The sequence below is a fragment of the Acinetobacter sp. Z1 genome, from assembly GCF_024296945.1.
In the GTDB taxonomy this organism is placed as follows: Bacteria; Pseudomonadota; Gammaproteobacteria; order Pseudomonadales; family Moraxellaceae; genus Acinetobacter; species Acinetobacter beijerinckii.
Genome location: NZ_CP101115.1, coordinates 2227613 through 2244053 on the forward strand (window position 1 = coordinate 2227613; position 16441 = coordinate 2244053).

15 protein-coding genes and 1 tRNA gene are annotated in these 16441 nt (G+C 38.9%); 2 read left to right on the plus strand and 14 right to left on the minus strand.

Going from position 1 to position 16441, the window contains the following annotated elements; genetic code table 11:
* Nucleotides 1-76 precede the first annotated feature (76 nt).
* Complete coding sequence (locus NGC85_RS10380; RefSeq protein ID WP_302885506.1) at nucleotides 77-3337, plus strand: type I restriction endonuclease subunit R; 3261 nt, start codon at nucleotides 77-79, stop codon at nucleotides 3335-3337.
* A 120-nt stretch (nucleotides 3338-3457) separates the two neighbouring features.
* On the opposite strand, the gene NGC85_RS10385 is transcribed toward NGC85_RS10380, so the two are convergent.
* The 5 genes from NGC85_RS10385 to NGC85_RS10405 form a co-directional block, all read right to left on the minus strand.
* Nucleotides 3458-3534 (minus strand) — tRNA-Ile (locus NGC85_RS10385).
* A 357-nt stretch (nucleotides 3535-3891) separates the two neighbouring features.
* A complete protein-coding gene (locus NGC85_RS10390) occupies nucleotides 3892-4611 on the minus strand; it encodes a membrane integrity-associated transporter subunit PqiC (RefSeq protein ID WP_254730909.1) in 720 nt (239 codons plus the stop codon).
* Complete coding sequence (locus tag NGC85_RS10395; protein ID WP_254730912.1) at nucleotides 4601-6259, minus strand: intermembrane transport protein PqiB; 1659 nt, start codon at nucleotides 6257-6259, stop codon at nucleotides 4601-4603. Before NGC85_RS10395 ends, NGC85_RS10390 begins: the two co-directional genes overlap by 11 nt.
* Before the next feature lie 38 nt (nucleotides 6260-6297).
* Nucleotides 6298-7059, minus strand: a complete 762-nt coding sequence (locus NGC85_RS10400; protein ID WP_254730916.1) for a paraquat-inducible protein A — start codon at nucleotides 7057-7059, stop codon at nucleotides 6298-6300.
* The gene (locus NGC85_RS10405; RefSeq protein ID WP_254805589.1) at nucleotides 7056-7679 is read right to left on the minus strand and encodes a paraquat-inducible protein A; all 624 of its coding nucleotides are present in this window, start codon (nucleotides 7677-7679) and stop codon (nucleotides 7056-7058) included. The genes NGC85_RS10400 and NGC85_RS10405 overlap by 4 nt, the downstream gene beginning before the upstream one ends.
* Before the next feature lie 428 nt (nucleotides 7680-8107).
* On the opposite strand from NGC85_RS10405, the gene NGC85_RS10410 reads away from it, so the two are divergent.
* Complete coding sequence (locus tag NGC85_RS10410) at nucleotides 8108-9022, plus strand: LysR family transcriptional regulator (RefSeq protein ID WP_254730919.1); 915 nt, start codon at nucleotides 8108-8110, stop codon at nucleotides 9020-9022.
* 53 nt (nucleotides 9023-9075) lie between these two features.
* Here NGC85_RS10410 and madM read toward each other — a convergent pair whose 3' ends face one another.
* Genes madM through mdcA form a run of 9 tightly spaced genes read right to left on the minus strand, consistent with a single transcriptional unit; the run spans nucleotide 9076 to nucleotide 16388 of the window.
* Nucleotides 9076-9837 carry a malonate transporter subunit MadM gene (gene madM, locus NGC85_RS10415; protein WP_005058497.1) on the minus strand — a complete coding sequence of 254 codons (762 nt, stop codon included), beginning with the start codon at nucleotides 9835-9837 and terminating at the stop codon, nucleotides 9076-9078.
* A 24-nt stretch (nucleotides 9838-9861) separates the two neighbouring features.
* A complete protein-coding gene (madL, locus tag NGC85_RS10420; RefSeq protein ID WP_005058496.1) occupies nucleotides 9862-10263 on the minus strand; it encodes a malonate transporter subunit MadL in 402 nt (133 codons plus the stop codon).
* Nucleotides 10264-10310: 47 nt separating this feature from the next.
* Nucleotides 10311-11240, minus strand: coding sequence for a malonate decarboxylase subunit epsilon (gene mdcH / locus NGC85_RS10425; RefSeq protein ID WP_254730922.1), 930 nt, complete (start codon nucleotides 11238-11240; stop codon nucleotides 10311-10313).
* Between the two features lie 12 nt (nucleotides 11241-11252).
* The gene (locus tag NGC85_RS10430) at nucleotides 11253-11861 is read right to left on the minus strand and encodes a malonate decarboxylase holo-ACP synthase (RefSeq protein WP_254730924.1); all 609 of its coding nucleotides are present in this window, start codon (nucleotides 11859-11861) and stop codon (nucleotides 11253-11255) included.
* Complete coding sequence (mdcE, locus tag NGC85_RS10435) at nucleotides 11852-12679, minus strand: biotin-independent malonate decarboxylase subunit gamma (protein WP_254730926.1); 828 nt, start codon at nucleotides 12677-12679, stop codon at nucleotides 11852-11854. The genes NGC85_RS10430 and mdcE overlap by 10 nt, the downstream gene beginning before the upstream one ends.
* Nucleotides 12676-13527, minus strand: a complete 852-nt coding sequence (locus NGC85_RS10440) for a biotin-independent malonate decarboxylase subunit beta (protein WP_254730929.1) — start codon at nucleotides 13525-13527, stop codon at nucleotides 12676-12678. Before NGC85_RS10440 ends, mdcE begins: the two co-directional genes overlap by 4 nt.
* Entirely contained in the window at nucleotides 13520-13819 is a 300-nt protein-coding gene (locus NGC85_RS10445; protein ID WP_005053418.1) for a malonate decarboxylase subunit delta, read from the minus strand. Before NGC85_RS10445 ends, NGC85_RS10440 begins: the two co-directional genes overlap by 8 nt.
* A gap of 17 nt (nucleotides 13820-13836) precedes the next feature.
* Nucleotides 13837-14709, minus strand: a complete 873-nt coding sequence (locus tag NGC85_RS10450; protein WP_254730933.1) for a triphosphoribosyl-dephospho-CoA synthase — start codon at nucleotides 14707-14709, stop codon at nucleotides 13837-13839.
* Entirely contained in the window at nucleotides 14709-16388 is a 1680-nt protein-coding gene (mdcA, locus tag NGC85_RS10455; RefSeq protein WP_254730936.1) for a malonate decarboxylase subunit alpha, read from the minus strand. Before mdcA ends, NGC85_RS10450 begins: the two co-directional genes overlap by 1 nt.
* Nucleotides 16389-16441: the final 53 nt, after the last annotated feature.

Here is a 16441-nt window from a genome sequence, read left to right on the forward strand (position 1 = left end):
AATTTTCGAAATTTATCTACTTTTTTTGTTATATTTAGTCTGCAACGTTCCAAAAATTATAATGTGAGGTTTTTTAGTGTCTAAGATGACAGAATCAGACATAGAGCTGATGGCAATAGAGCAACTTGAAGCACTAGGCTACACTTACATTTATGGGCCTGATATTGAATCTAAATCGGTCGATCCTTTAAGAAGCTATAAGCAGGTCATCTTAGAATCGAAAGTATTGGCATCATTACAACGACTCAACCCTCAACTGAGCGAAGACAAGTGCATCGAAGCACTCAAGCAAATCAATAATTTACAGTCACAAGAAATGCTGAGTAACAACCAAGCATTTCATCGTTTATTGACCGAAGGTATCAAGCTTGAGATTTCCAAGCATGGGAATACACAAGGTGAACTCGCTTGGCTCATCGACTTTAACCACCCGACAAATAATGAATTTCTCGTAGTCAATCAAGTCACCATTCGAGAAGATCGTTGGGAACGGCGACCTGATCTTATTCTGTATGTGAATGGTCTACCCCTCGTTGTCATTGAACTCAAAAATGCTACGGATGAAAATGCCACCATTGAGGGCGCATACAAACAGATTCAGACTTACCAAAACCAAATTCCTACCCTATTTACATACAATGCTTTTAATATTATTTCTGACGGCTTAGAAGCGAAAGCAGGTACGATTTCTGCTGATTTTAGTCGATATATGGCTTGGAAAACAGCAAATGGTCAAACCAAAGCCAAGAAGACGCAAGCGCAACTCGAAGTACTGATTCAAGGCTTACTTAATCCTATCACCTTGATTGATATGATTCGACATTTCATTGTGTTTGAGTCAAGCAAGCAAGAAGATACCAATGGTTTGATTACCGTTAAGACCATCAAAAAAATGGCTGCTTACCATCAATACTATGCAGTCAATGCCGCAGTCCTTTCTACCATTCGTGCATCAAATGCAAATACTGAATCTCAATCAGCCGAAGTCGCTATTCATCAACAAGGTAGAAGCAAACAAGAACTGGTACAACAACAAGCCTTAGGTGATAAAAAAGCAGGTGTGGTTTGGCATACGCAAGGCTCAGGCAAATCGTTGTCTATGGTGTTCTATACGGGGAAAATTGTACTTGCACTCGATAACCCAACCGTTGTGGTCATTACGGATCGGAATGATTTAGATGATCAATTATTTGGTACTTTTGCAGGTGCAAGCCAACTTCTTCGACAAACACCCAAGCAAGCAGATAATCGAGATGAACTTAAAGAACTGCTCAAGGTTGGTTCAGGTGGCGTGATCTTTACCACCATCCAAAAGTTCCAACCTGAAGACGGTAGCAGCATTTACGAAGAATTATCCAATCGAACCAATATTGTTGTGATTGCTGATGAAGCGCACCGCTCACAGTATGGTTTCAATGCAAAAGAAGTCGATATTAAGGATGATGATGGCAAAGTCGTAGGTAAGCGTACCGTATACGGCTTTGCCAAATACATGCGTGATGCATTACCAAACGCAACTTACCTAGGGTTTACAGGTACGCCGATTGAGAAAACGGATGTCAACACCCCTGCTGTTTTTGGTAATTATGTTGATATTTACGATATTTCACAGGCAGTTGAAGATGGCGCAACAGTACGAATTTTCTATGAAAGCCGTTTAGCAAAAATTGCAATCAGAGATGAAGGTAAAGAACTGATTGAGCAATTTGATGATCAATTTACTGAAGATGATCTAAACCAAACCCAAAAAGAACGTGCTAAATGGGCAAGAGTTGAAGGACTCATTGGTAGTAAAGAACGCATCAAAGCGATTGCAAAAGACCTCGTTGAACATTTTGAGCAACGATTAGTCGCCAATGCCAATCAAGGTAAAGGCATGATCGTGAGTATGTCACGTAGAATTGCCGTAGATCTTTACAATGAAATTGTAGCAATCAAGCCTGAATGGCATAGTGATGACTTAAATGATGGTGTCATCAAAGTCGTCATGACCGCCAGTGCATCGGATGGTGATGTGATTGCCAAACATCATACCACCAAGCAACAACGCCAAATCTTAGCCAATAGAATGAAAGATAATGACGACAAACTCAAACTCGTTATTGTTCGTGATATGTGGCTAACAGGCTTTGATGCCCCAAGTATGCACACTTTATATATTGATAAGCCGATGAAAGGTCATAACCTCATGCAAGCCATTGCACGAGTCAACCGAGTATATAAAGATAAACTCGGCGGTTTAGTGGTCGATTATTTAGGAATCGCATCAGACCTCAAAGAAGCTTTGTCATTTTATTCTGATGCAGGTGGTAAAGGTGATCCTGCGCTAATACAAGATGAAGCAGCCACAATTTTGCAAGAAAAACTAGAAGTCCTTGATGGAATGATGCATGGCTTCAATTATGCTGAGTACTTCACTGCAAATACTTCACGTAAGTTAAGTATTATTTTGGAGGCTGAGGAGCATATTTTGGGTATAGAGCAAGGACAAGCCAAAAACCGCTTTCTCACTGCGGTTACAGCAATGTCTCAAGCATTTGCTTTAGCTGTTCCTCATCCTTCTGCAATGGAAGCAGCTCCTATCGTTGCATTCTTTCAAGCAGTAAAAGCTCGATTAGTAAAATTTAGCGATGGTACAGGCAAAATCTCAGGTATGAGTAATGCCGAACTTGAAGCCAAAGTGAAGCAAACAATTGATCAAGCCTTAGTTACTGAACAAGTGGTCGATATCTTCGATGCGGCTGGTATTCAGAAACCTGATATTTCTATTCTCTCAGATGAGTTCATGCAAGAGATGAAAGGATATCAGCATAAAAATATTGCGCTTGAAACACTGAAAAAACTATTGGCTGATGAAATCAAAATAAGAGGACAACGTAGCGTAACCCAAGGCAAGAAGCTCATGGATATGCTAAGTACTGCCATTAAAGGCTATCAGAATAAAGTACTCACTGCTGCTGAAGTGATTGATGAACTCATCAAGCTCGCAAAGACCATTCAGGAGTCTGACAAGCTTGCTGCCGAACTCAATCTAACTGAATATGAGTATGCCTTTTACTCTGCTGTCGCTGAAAATGATAGTGCAAGAGAACTTATGCAAAAAGATATCCTTAGAGAGCTTGCAGTGGTACTTACTGAATCTATTCGCCAAAATGTCACGTTGGATTGGACAATTAAAGAAGCAGCACGGGCAAAGTTAAGAGTAATTGTGAAACGGTTGCTAAAAAAATATGGATACCCACCTGATATGGCATTATTAGCGACTGAAACTGTTATAGAACAGGCTGAGCAATTAGCAAATGAACTTGCGGAAATGTCGAATCTAGAAGAGGTTTGACCATAAATTGGTCCATCGGATTTTTGAACTGATGGACCATCAAATAGACCGTTGGTCTAAACTTTTTTTCATTTCTTCCATTAAAAAACCTCATAACTCAAATAGTTACGAGGTTTTATATGGTGGGCCCACCGTGACTTGAACACGGGACCAACGGATTATGAGTCCGCTGCTCTAACCAACTGAGCTATAGGCCCTTTATAGTGTAAACTCTTGTATTTGCAAGTTTTAACACCGAAAGGATGGTAGCGAATTTTAAATAGGAATACAAGTTCTTTTAATGCAATGAAATGAAAAAAACGGATATTTGCTATTAAATTAAACAATTAAATTACATTTTCTGAAATCAACAGTGAAAAATGCAGAGCCTTCACTTAAGGATATATCATCAGAATAATTGAGACTGTTATGATCGTTCTACTAAGCATGAGCAAAGTAAATTAGTATATTTAAAGACTTCATTTAAACATACTGATCACATTTATAGAAAATGAATCCAATCAATTTCAAATTACAACCACTGTTATAAGCAAAACTTTAAACCCAAATAGGTATTACGAACAAGTCACACCATTCATCGTCATTATTCTTTTTTCATCAACCATATTTACAGAAGCAGCAACAGCATCAATAACACGACTCAACCCGATACTTGAAGCATTTACAACATCTTGAGTTTTATTAAGATCATTTAAAATAGGTTGCGTGAATGACATTCTGCAACTGAGCTGATTAATCGTATTAGTCGTGTTTGGATTGGTTTTTTCTGATAGAACTTTAAAAGGGTCTTCTCGTTTAATAATCCATGCAACCGAGATCTCAACGGCTCGATTATATTTGTCACTAGCATGATTATTGATTATATCAAAACGTGAAAAATCTGTTGCAATACGATATGACACTTTGCCACCTGTCATGCCACTACTATATCTATCGACAGCACCTAATTTTTGCTGTAACCCAGCCGATAAACCATCTCGTAATTCAGCGCTTAATGTAGAAGTCCAACGTTCATTATCTAACACTTTGGACTGTCCATTATTATTTTGAATTACCAAAGGTGCTCTATTTAAACGATCAGGTAGACCTACAGGCAATACTTCAATCACACGAACATTAGAACTCACTATTGGCGTCACTTTAGGCGCCAATGTATAGTAGTTGGGTGTAGTCGAACTAGAGCAGGCACTCAACATTATCGTCATTAAAACTAGACCACTATCGACAATCACTTTCTCATTGAAAAATGATTTTTTAATGCTTTTACTTATCATTGTCAGCCTCTGGTCTTTTTCCACGAATCAGTGATTCAGGATGTTGTTCAATATAATCTGCCATAAGTTGTAATGAGGCGGCAGCTCGTGTCATTTGTTGAAGTGCTCGACGCACATCCTGCTGCATTGGTGCATCACTCGATAAAATTGTTTCAGTAGATTGCATGGTTTTGCGCACATCGTCTAAAGCAGCTTGTAAGCCAGGAGCAACTTTACCATCTAACTGTTTTACTAATTTATCTGTAGATTCAATGGTCGTATTCATATTATTCAATGTTTTACGAACATCCTGACCAATCTCAACCAATGGGAACTTACTCACTTTATCTGCAATTTGAGAAACTTGCGCTTGTAATCCACTTAATTCAGTTGGCGTAGTTGGTACTTCTGCTTTGCCATCAGCACGAATTATTAAAGTTGCTGATTTGGCTTTAGGGAACATATCAAAAGCGATATAGTTTTGCCCTGTAAGTAAATTCCCTGTTCGCATTTGTGCACGCCAGCCTTTTTGAATGAAATGTTTAAATATTTCACCATCTGGATCTAACTCTTTACCATTTGCAAGACGTGAAGGATAAATTACAGCGTCAACACGCATACGAAGTTGTGAATAGCTTGGGTCAAATTCAACATTAATTGATTTAACACTGCCAATTTCTATACCCATAAAATCAATCGGTGCACCAACAGCTAAACCACGTAAGGAATGATTAAAGTACATCAAAATTTGATGTGCTTTACCATCTGGCTCTTTCATCGCTTCTGTTCGTGAATCCCACAAGTTAAATCGACTGTTATTTTCAGCAGAAGCAGCGTTAGATGTTTCAGGATAACCAAAAGCAATACCGCCCGCGACAATGCTTGCAAGCGATTGAGTGTCTAAATTAAATCCAGATGCATTCAAAGTTACATCGACACCACTCGCTTGCCAAAACCGCGCATCTGTTGTCACGAACTTATCATAGGGTGCTTGTACAAATGTTTGCAGCTCTACGCTTTTACCATCTTGAGCTAATTTATATGCTGTAATCTGACCCACATTAATACGGCGATAATAAATCGGCGCACCAATATCAAGAGAACCTAAATCACGTGCTTTTAAAAAGAAGACTTTGCCGGGTACGTCGGATGAAATTACGGGAGGAACTTCAAGCCCAGAAAAATTTTCTTTTTTTTCAGGCGATTTACCACCATCAACTTCAATATATGCACCCGACAGTAAAGTATCAATACCAGATATACCACCTACTCCCACTCTTGGTCGTACCACCCAAAACCGAGAATCTTTAGCTGCAAAATTGCTGGCATCTTTTCTTAATTCAATTTTTGCAATCACATGCGAACGATCTTCAGATAAATCAATCTGCCGAACCAGTCCAATATCCACCTGCTTATAACGAACTGTTGTTTTACCAGCGACCAAACCTTCAGCCGTTCTAAATGATACATCTATCGTAGGACCTGTATCCAAAACAGCTTTTATTGCAAGTGAAAGACCAATTAATAATGCAATAAATGGAATCAACCAAATTAGTGCTGGTCTCCAACGATCTTTCTTTTTCTGAGGTTCAGGTAATCCTTGCTCTTTCAAATTTGACTCTGAAGAACTCAAGACAGACTGTTCGTTATTCGGCGTATTCTCAGACATACTTATGATTCTTTTCTTGGTCAAAGTTAAAAATTAGTTTATTCAATGGAGTTTTCCATGTGCATTACTGTCGAAGTTTTCTCTATAGATTGCTGGCGATCACGAGCTTCATTTGCGTAATAATTATCCCAAATAATTCGTGGATCAAAACTCAAAGATGCAAACATAGTGAGAACAACAACTGCTCCAAATGCAACAGCACCTGGCCCAGCTAAGATGGTTGCAAGCGATTGAATCTGAATGAGCGCTGTTAATAAAGCCACTACAAATACATCGATCATCGACCATCGACCTATAAATTCGACAACTCGATATAACAATGTGCATTGTTCAGGAGAAAAATTCCATCGTGAAAATGATTGTATACGTACTGCAATTAATAGGAAGCACAAGATCAGTAGTTTTAACATAGGAATAAAGATACTCGCCATAAAAATTACGGCAGATACCAAATAGTCACCACTTTTCCAGAAATAAATCACACCACTCATAATTGTATCTTGCTGACGACCAAGCAATGAATCCGTCATTGTCATTGGTAATACATTTGCTGGAATATATAAAATACTCGCAGCGATCACTAATGCTAAAGTTCGATCTAAACTATAAGGTTTTCGAAGATGTAATGCTGTATGACAACGTGAACAATGTTGATCATCTCCATCCATATTTTGTTGCGGATTTAAAAGACCACAACAATGACATTGTAAGAGTGAAAAATCTTTTGCTCTTGGGTAGTGTTTAATATTTCCAATCGAATGATCATTATATTTGTTGGCGCTTACATGCTGATTTTTCATGATAAACACCTATCAATTTCGTCCCAAATATCTTTAATTTTTACTGAAGATATATAGACCAGCAATATACTTAATATGCCAAATGCCCAAAGTGCAATCCCAGGAATGACAATGACCATTCCTACTAATTTTACAAGAGTGACCAATACACCGATAAGAAAAACTTCGACCATTCCCCATACTCGAAATAAGAACAGCACTCTTAATGTCAATCTTAAAAATTTAGGTCTGGTTTTAAAAAGTCCAATTGATGTGAGTACATACATTAAAAGCATCAAATCAATTAAGGGAACGATAAATGTGGTTATTAAAATTAAAATCCCCACAAAAGCTCGATCAATCTGAAACATTGTCCATGCTGCACCAAGCAATGTCGTCTGGGAAAAATTCCCTTGTAGCTCAACTTTTACAATAGGAAAGCTATTAGCAATAATAAAAATAATAAAAGCAGTTATTACCAATGCTAATAGTGATGTAAACGATTTGGGTTGCCTATAAAGTTCTGCACCACAACACTCGCAATACGCCCGCTCTCCAGCGGCTAAATCAACTCTACGATAGATCGTGTCGCATTCCTCGCAACCCACTAATTCCGACTGAGATAAATCCTCTCCAAAAATATGAAGATCTTTATTTTTTAAAAGCTCAGATCGTTGCTCAGATGTCAGTTGACTCACGTAGGATTTCTACCGTTTCGTTATAAACTTAGTTGGAAGTTTTAAGCATTATTAATCGCATTGGTTTAGACCATCTTAACTGATCAATTTGAAACTTGAACAATACTCACACAATTTATATAACTATATGTTTATGAGCAACTCAGAAATTAAAAACATAACCACAGAATTGTTATGTGGATAAATATCATCACCCTGTATTGATGCCTAGGCTATTTATTCACAATTAAAGCTTATTAAAAATATGCAACCATTACTCGATCTTAAATTAATTCAAAGATTTTAGTCTATATCATGAACATAACAGCGCTTTTAGACCTAATATAAATGTCAATTTAAAGTAAATTTAATTCGCTACGAGCATGATTGATATGGAAATTGATGAAGACCTAACCTTAAGAAAAATTCAAATTTTTCTAGCTTTCATGCGCTGTGGCAGCCTTTCAAAAACTGCGACAGAAATGCAAATCAGTAATGTCAGTGTTCACAAGGCATTGCATTCCCTAGAAAATAGTCTGCGTTGTCCATTATTTAAAAATGAAGGTCGCAACTTAATTCCATTAAAAAGCGCTTATGTACTACAAGAGCATGCTCAAAAAATCGTGCAAGATATCGTAACAACGGTTAATAAGACGAGAGAAGCAGCTGGATTTGCAGCCAAAGTTTTACATTTAGGTTCGTTATACTCGTTGACTGTAAATACCATACCGAATGTGATTAGTCGTTTAAAATTACGCCGAGGTGAATTAGATATTCAATTGCTACTTAGCTCAAACCTAGATCTAGTCAAAAAGTTAAAAACAACCGAGTTAGATGCAATTATCGTTGCATTAAATCAAACAACATCTGATCCTGATTTTGAAAGCTTAGCGATGTTTGAGGACAATATATATCTTGCTGTCAACAAAAACTCACCGCTATCCACTTTAGAGGAAATCGATTTAAGTACCTTGAAAGACGAAACTTTTTTAACGCTTTCTAAAGGTTTTGCAACACGTCATGACAGCGATATTGTGTTTGAAAAAGCAGGTATTGATCCAAAAGTTTTCTTACAGGTAAGTGATATTTTCACCTTGGTCAGTATGGTCAGTACAGGTGTAGGCATGGCTTTACTACCTGGCCGTATCTCTACAATTTATGAAAGTTCGGTCAAACTTATTCCATTACAAGCACCTTATCAAATCAAACAGGAAATTGGAGTCGTTTTTCTAAAGAGTAAAGAAAGGGATCCAAACCTATTGGCATTAATCGCTGAATGTCGGATGTTTGCGCGACAATATTTATAATTATTTGGGTAGTTAATATTTAATTAACTACCCTTTTTAGTCTTCAATTTCAATTAACTAAAAATTGCATTGACGGTTAGAAAGAAAACTGAAGGTCCAAGTAAGCATCCTAATCCTGTATAAAAGGTAGCAACTAAAGCACCGTATGGAACTAAACGGACGTCAGTACCAGCTAAACCAGCAGCAGTTCCACTAGTTGTTCCAGCTAAGCCACCAAAAACCATTGCTGATCTAGGGCTTTTTAAATACATAAACTTTGCTAATAAAGGCGTTCCAACCATAAAGAACACCGATTTGATTAAACCAATCGCAATTGACAATGCAATTACATCTGAACTTGCACCTATGGCAGTACCTGTAATCGGCCCCACGATATAAGTCATCGCACCGGCACCAATCGTAGTCATTGAAATTGGATCTTTGTAACCTAAACACCAAGCTACAACAACTCCAATTGCAAATGGCACAACACATCCTAAAGTCAAAGCAATTAATCCGACTTTTCCAGCTTTTTTCACCTCTTTCACATCGACTTCAAAAGCTGTTGATGCGATTGCAAGATCGCGGATCATTGCTCCACCTAATAATGCAAACCCTGAAAATATTGCAATATCAGAAATACCTTTGGTGCCATTGGTATATACGCCTGCAAAATATGCCACAACCAATCCTAATGTAATTGCAATTGCTGAACTCTGTAACTTTCCTTTGGTTAAGTATTTAGACAATAAATGCGATACAAACATCATCAAGCCAGTAACCGCAAGTGCTGTGACAAGTGCATTTTTACTGAGAACCGCTATTAAATCTTCCATTTCATCAATCCTTTATATTATTTTTTAAGCCGTTTTTTCAGTTGTTTCTAATGACCATTCATATGTTTCATAGTCACCACTCATACGGTTTAAATATCGAATAACCAATACCGTGCCTATAAGTGAAGCAACAGATACGATAATTCCTAATAATCCACCCGACAGTGCCGCAACAACATTTTGTCCCGCAGACATCGCAACAACGATTGGAATGTACATCCCTGACCAATATAAAATGCCAAATTGTGTGACTTGAGGGAGATAACCTTTTTTCGCTAATAACTCTTTCGCCAATATAAGTAAAATCATAGAGATGGCTACACCACCAACATTTGCCTTTACACCCAAAAGCATGCCTAGCGTATTACCAAAATAATCACCCAATAAATGACAAATCGCTAAAATTGCTGTTCCGTATATAATCATTTTCCGTTTCCTCTATCCTTTGAGTTGCATCATTTTTTGATTATGCTTTATACAAAATCTTCTTCCTTTTGCATTGCAATAATCAGACTTTCAAATTGTGTATTTTGAAAGGATAAGACTGTCCCTTCTTTAAATACTTTCCGAGCTAAACCCGTTAAAACAGTCCCGGGTAAAACCTCTATCTGTAAGCGTACACCTCGCTCCCATGCGACCTGAACGGTGCTCTGCCAATCCACTGTCCGACTCATGTTAAAAACAATATCGTCAATAATTTGAGTATTTGTTCTGAGTAATCGCGCAGAAGTACCACTCAAATATTGTATGGTTGGTTGTTGCGAATTTAATCCTTTCACTAAACACGCGAGTTGCTGCGCTTGTTTTTCCAAAAGCATGCAATGTGATGGCACACTAATTTCAATTTTTTTAGAAATTACTCCATTCTGTTTTGCATATTTTGCTACCAATTGCATTGCTTCAAATGACCCTGAAATTACTACTTGATTTTCAGCGTTCAGATTTGCCATGAAAACCTCCTGACCATCTGATGCAACTTTTGCAATCCATGACTCAACTTGAAAACGATCAGCGCCAATAATTGCAGTCATTCCATAACCATTCGGATATGCTTGTTGCATCAATTCTGCGCGTTTGGCAACAAAAGTGAGCCCATCTTCAAAGCGAATAACATTGGCAACCGTTGCCGCAGCCCAAGCACCGATCGATAAACCCGCAACGTACTTTGGTTGTAACCCTTGCTCTCGTAATAAAGCGGAACTAATAACACCAGCAATGTATAAACAAAGCTGAACTGCGTAGGTAGACTTTAACGCGTCAACCTGATCAAGTAACATGACGTTTTCTTTCAAAACATCTGATGCCTGTTCAAGATACTGATTCACCAAGGCATGCTTTGGAAGATCATGTAACATATTGATCTTTTGAGCACCTTGTCCTGGATATACCCATATTGAGCTCATGTTATTATTCCCTTAGTACCAAGGATTTCCGACCAAAACAGCAGCATCGTTTCTCTTTAGTAAAACACTCCCTTTTTTGCCTGCCCATTCCCTAAGTGCGACACCACCCTGAGGTGTTTGTAATTGCACATCAAGCTTCATATTGAGATGATCTAACTGAAGTAAAATAGTTTGAGCAAGCGATTTTGAAACAGGCTCATCTGCTCGAATGAGTAAATCAATATCGCTATTTTCTGTGACCGTTCTCAATCCAGTAGCCAATTCAAATCCAACACTACCTGTATAACCCCATGTCATATTAAAGCTTTGCATCACGTTATAAACTTGTTGCAACTTCAACTTTAAGTGAGGAAATAAGCTTAAATCCTCTTCTATTAAGCACTCTGGCTGTATACACTTTGTAATGACATTAATTGGTACCTCAGTTGCAAATCTTTGGCTCCGTTGAATTCCCCTTATACCGACAGCAACCATATTACAAGCCGAGACAGCACGTCTTACCACCACAGGCTTTTGCTCGGATATCGTATCAATCACCCATTGTGGAGCGCTATTAGGTAACAACTTTGTGGTCATGCCCCACAGAAGATCATGAGGTTGGAAAGAATGCATCATGTCCATTGCTCCCTCAACAACTCACGAACTTGTTTTGACATACTGCGATTCTCTGCATTAAGACGATGCTTTAAATCATTTACACCACTCAAAGTAATATCTTCAAAAGCACTCTTTAGCGCTTGCTGTATGTACTCAATATCTTCGTCAGTCGGTTCGTCCGCGTTACTCACATTTAATAAATTTGATAGTAAGCCTAATGAATTATAACTTTCGATGTCATAAGCCATTGGGGGAATATTGGCAGCAAGACTTTCTAATTCATCGACAGTTCGCAAAGTCACACGTGCTGCTGATTCTTTGCCCATAGCATGTACCATTACACCCTGATCATTTAATGCCAAGATTCGATTTGCTTGATAACCATGTGCTAAAAAAGCCCCAGACATAGATTTACCTACCAGCAAACTTACAAGTGGATGTCCTGCCAAACGCGCCCGAGCGTAACTATCTACTGCACCCGCTAATGCTTGATGAATTCCAAATACTTCTTCTCTACGACCATATGCCTGACTTGGAACATCTACAATACAAACAATGCCCCGCTTTTTTTCAAGCTCTCGATCAGCTTGAATAATCTGATCTACTGCAAGCGCTAAAGACCAACCTTCAAGTAATCCAACTTCACCTTGTCGTGCTCTTGGATAAAGATTATGTTCATCAGCTACGATAGAAAGCACACTGATTTCCATACCATTGAGCTGCCCATTTGCAACATGTAATGACGCTATGCCAGTATCAATAGCCTCAAAATTTTGAGTTAAAACATTGAACCAATGTTTTCCTCTGATTGAACTTCTCACCGCATTTACATCCATGTTCATGCTTGTTCTCCCTGATATAGTGTTTGTACTTGCATCGGTGAAATCTGATCTGACGTATCTACTTGAGAAAGTTTTGACAAATAAAATGCAGCTTGGGTACTACGTTGAACTTTAGAGAGCCCTTGTTGCATATAACGAATAATTTGCTGCTTAATTTGGTCACGATCATCTTCGACAAATGCATCCGCAAGACCACTTGCAAAACGTTGCTCGCCACCAGTAATGCTCCAAATGAATGGACGATCTTTGGCGTTATACTCTTCTACTCCTGCTTCTTGCTCAATCACTTGAGGACCGTTTAAACCTAAACGTCCCTCTTGAGTCATAATCAGATAACTACATAATCCAGCAGCAATAGACATTCCTCCAAAGCAGCCTACGCTACCTGCAATGACAGCTATAACAGGCTGAAATTGTCTCAGCTCCACAATAGCGGATTGAATTTCAGCAATCGCAGCCAAACCTAAATTCGCTTCTTGTAATCTGACTCCACCAGTCTCTAGCAATAGAATTGCAGTGGTTGGAATATTGTTTTGGTTGTCTTCAATTGTGAGCTCTAATGCACCAGCAATTTTAGCGCCGCCCACTTCACCCAAACTGCCGCCTTGAAATACGCCCTCTATTGAAATCACCACAACTGGCTTTTGTTGAATCAAACCTTTGATAATCACAACGCCATCATCCGCTTGTGGCACAATATTCTGTTTCAATAGCCAAGGTGACATCATGCGACTGAACGGATCAAGTAGTTCTTTAAATTGATCTTTATCAAATAATGACTTTGCTCGCTCACGTGCACTGAGTTCGATAAAACTTTGCTTACTGAGTAAATACTCGATATCAGCCATGTTGCACCTCTTCAAATGCTTGCTCTAGTCTTAAACGGACAACCCCAGGCGTAGCACCAAAATCATGAATATCAATATTCACAGCGGGCGTGTTTGGATCTAGAAAAATACGTTCAAATAAATTTTTCCAACGTTGCTCGCTGCCATCCACAGAAGTCATCACTTGAATCGTTGTTTTTCCTGAGGTGCTAGGCTCCATTAAAATTTCTAAATCACCTGAGCCTACACAACCGACTAAGGCAGATTTTTGTGGAGATTGATTTGCTTTAAATTCAAAATTCAGTATTTCCATTGATATATTCCCTGCTATCAAGTCCAGTTGTATTGTTCAACTTCATCTAGAAATAAAAGTGTGGCTAGTAGATCTGCTGCTCCACCTGCTGAAGCTCTTATTGCCAATAACTCCTGTTCTAATTGTTCAAGTCGATTCCGTCCTTGAAAAGTCGAACAACCGCCTAGCTCTAATATGTGTTTGGCGCCGGTTTGCATTAGATTCAAACCTTCAAGTCCTGCTCTATGGATGACGCAAGTATCCGTCAGCTGTGCCATCATCGCTAACAAAGCATTCAAACGTGCCTCAGACTCTTTAATCCCTTGCTCACGACTCAGTCTTAACTGGGTGATTCCAAATTGAGTAATCATTGGAAAACCTTGCTGGGCTTGTTGTTTAGCGCCATTGATGCCAAATTTTTGTCTTATTTTTTGACCGTGACTCGGACTTTGCTGAGGAATAAAACGATCTTCGATCTGCGCTATTTGACTGGCTGTGGCACAAATATTATCTATAAGAAAAGGTTGCTGATTTCGAACTCGTAATGCCGTAGCAGTCACTACAAGTCCAATTGACCAAATTGCGCCACGATGTGTATTGATACCTTTCGTGACTTGCAACATGCGTTGTTCGCCTTGTCTACCGAGTTGACCAATATCCTCTCTTAAACTCTGACAAACTTGACCATGATATTCAGCAGCTTCAGCCATGGCTTTGAACATAGGCAACAAACTACGTGCCGATTTTTCCATTAGTTCAAGCGTTAAATCATCATGTGCGCCACTTCCGCGTTGATCGACCAATGCTGGTTTAGGAGTTAAATTCACTTCAGCCAATAATGCTTCTACAGCCATATCTGCTAAATATTCTGAAGTGCTAAAAAAGCTAGTGGTTTTTAAGATCGCATTCATTACCAGCTCCTAAATTTTGCAGGCGGTTGATACAATCCATCAGACCAAGTCACTAAATCAGCGATGTTTTTGGCTGCTAACAGCTCCCGCGTTGCATCTGTACGCCGAATACCTAAATCTTCAGGAAATACAACTAATCCTTCTTGGCGCAATTTTTGTGTTTTTTTAGGATCTTGGCTTAGACCAATTTCTGTGACCCCTGCAACAGCAGCAATCATGTCACGGCGTTCTTCTAAACTTCGAGCTTTGTATAAATAGGCTATGCCTTCCTCGGTCAGCAAATGAGTAACATCATCGCCATAAATCATAATCGGCGCTAAATCCATTCCAGATTTTTTTGCCACATCTACAGCATCTAAAGTTTTAACGAATGTCGGTTTGCCACCTTCTTGATAGGTTTCAACCATTTGAACGACTAGCTTTTTACCACGTGCCAAATAGGTGTCAGTATCTGTACTGCCCGCAATACGCATATCCATCCATGCTGGTGTAGCATGACGACGACCGCGAGGATCATGTCCCATATTGGGGGCACCACCAAAACCTGCTAAGCGCCCTTTGGTTACTGTTGAAGAATGACCGTCTCCATCTACCTGAAGCGTTGCGCCAATAAATAAATCAACTGCATATTGCCCTGCGAGCTGACACATCATTCGGTTAGATCTTAAAGAGCCATCACGACCTGTGAAAAATATATCTGGACGTGCCGCAACATATTTTTCCATTCCCAACTCAGTACCGAAACAATGCACACTTTCAACCCAACCTGTTTCAATCGCAGGAATTAAAGTTGGATGAGGATTTAAAGTCCAATTACGGCAAATTTTTCCTTTTAAACCCAAGGATTCACCATAAGTCGGTAAAATAAGCTCAATCGCAGCGGTATTAAAACCAATTCCATGATTTAAAGATTGCACCTGATGCTTTTCATAAATACCTCGAATAGCCATCATCGCCATTAACACATGTACTGGTTTTATGTGTTTAGGGTCACGCGTGAATAAAGGTTCAATGTAAAATGGCTGATCTGCAACAACGATAAAGTCCACCCATGAAGCTGGTATATCAACACGCGGCAGATCACTCACGTCATCAACGAGCTCATTGACTTGTACAATCACGATTCCATCACTGAATGCTGCTGGTTCAATCAATGCAGGCGAATCTTCTGTACTAGGACCTGTATAAATATTGCCTTGTCGGTCTGCCATAAACCCAGCCGACAACACCACATTTGGGATTAAATCGACCAGCAAACGAGAGTACAATTCGATATAAGTATGTATCGCCCCTATCTCAAGCAATCCATCTTCAAGCAACTGACTGATACGTAAACTTTGCGTTCCAGCAAATGAAAAATCTAATTTGCGTGCAATACCATTTTCAAATAAATCTAAATGTTCAGGACGTCCTACGCTGGGCATAATCATATGTAGATCATGTAAAATATCGGGATTCGTTTTTGCCAATGAACGCGATAAAAAGTCTGCCTGTTTTTGATTGTTTCCTTCGAGTACAACTCGATCACCAGGTGTAATAAGGGTTTCTAAAACCTTGATAATATCTTGTGTTGGAATAACTACGCCGTCTGTATACTTTTTTGCCATTTCCAACTTGAGTTGTTTACTATGCCGACGCTTTGTCCATAGTCGTTCTTTATGCTGAACAGAACCTTCCATGTGCTTTCCCTTGGTTATGTCTTGATCTATTCTTATAAAAAACTTTTTCGAGA

Bases quoted from the DNA above. Each gene is read 5' to 3' on its own strand.
- madL (WP_005058496.1), bottom strand. From the start codon at position 10,263: ATGATTATATACGGAACAGCAATTTTAGCGATTTGTCATTTATTGGGT.
- NGC85_RS10430 (WP_254730924.1), bottom strand. From the start codon at position 11,861: ATGGACATGATGCATTCTTTCCAACCTCATGATCTTCTGTGGGGCATG.
- NGC85_RS10395 (WP_254730912.1), bottom strand. From the start codon at position 6,259: ATGTCTGAGAATACGCCGAATAACGAACAGTCTGTCTTGAGTTCTTCA.
- mdcA (WP_254730936.1), bottom strand. From the start codon at position 16,388: ATGGAAGGTTCTGTTCAGCATAAAGAACGACTATGGACAAAGCGTCGG.
- NGC85_RS10450 (WP_254730933.1), bottom strand. From the start codon at position 14,709: ATGAATGCGATCTTAAAAACCACTAGCTTTTTTAGCACTTCAGAATAT.
- NGC85_RS10390 (WP_254730909.1), bottom strand. From the start codon at position 4,611: ATGATAAGTAAAAGCATTAAAAAATCATTTTTCAATGAGAAAGTGATT.
- NGC85_RS10410 (WP_254730919.1), top strand. From the start codon at position 8,108: ATGGAAATTGATGAAGACCTAACCTTAAGAAAAATTCAAATTTTTCTA.
- NGC85_RS10400 (WP_254730916.1), bottom strand. From the start codon at position 7,059: ATGAAAAATCAGCATGTAAGCGCCAACAAATATAATGATCATTCGATT.
- mdcH (WP_254730922.1), bottom strand. From the start codon at position 11,240: ATGAGCTCAATATGGGTATATCCAGGACAAGGTGCTCAAAAGATCAAT.
- mdcE (WP_254730926.1), bottom strand. From the start codon at position 12,679: ATGAACATGGATGTAAATGCGGTGAGAAGTTCAATCAGAGGAAAACAT.
- madM (WP_005058497.1), bottom strand. From the start codon at position 9,837: ATGGAAGATTTAATAGCGGTTCTCAGTAAAAATGCACTTGTCACAGCA.
- NGC85_RS10445 (WP_005053418.1), bottom strand. From the start codon at position 13,819: ATGGAAATACTGAATTTTGAATTTAAAGCAAATCAATCTCCACAAAAA.
- NGC85_RS10440 (WP_254730929.1), bottom strand. From the start codon at position 13,527: ATGGCTGATATCGAGTATTTACTCAGTAAGCAAAGTTTTATCGAACTC.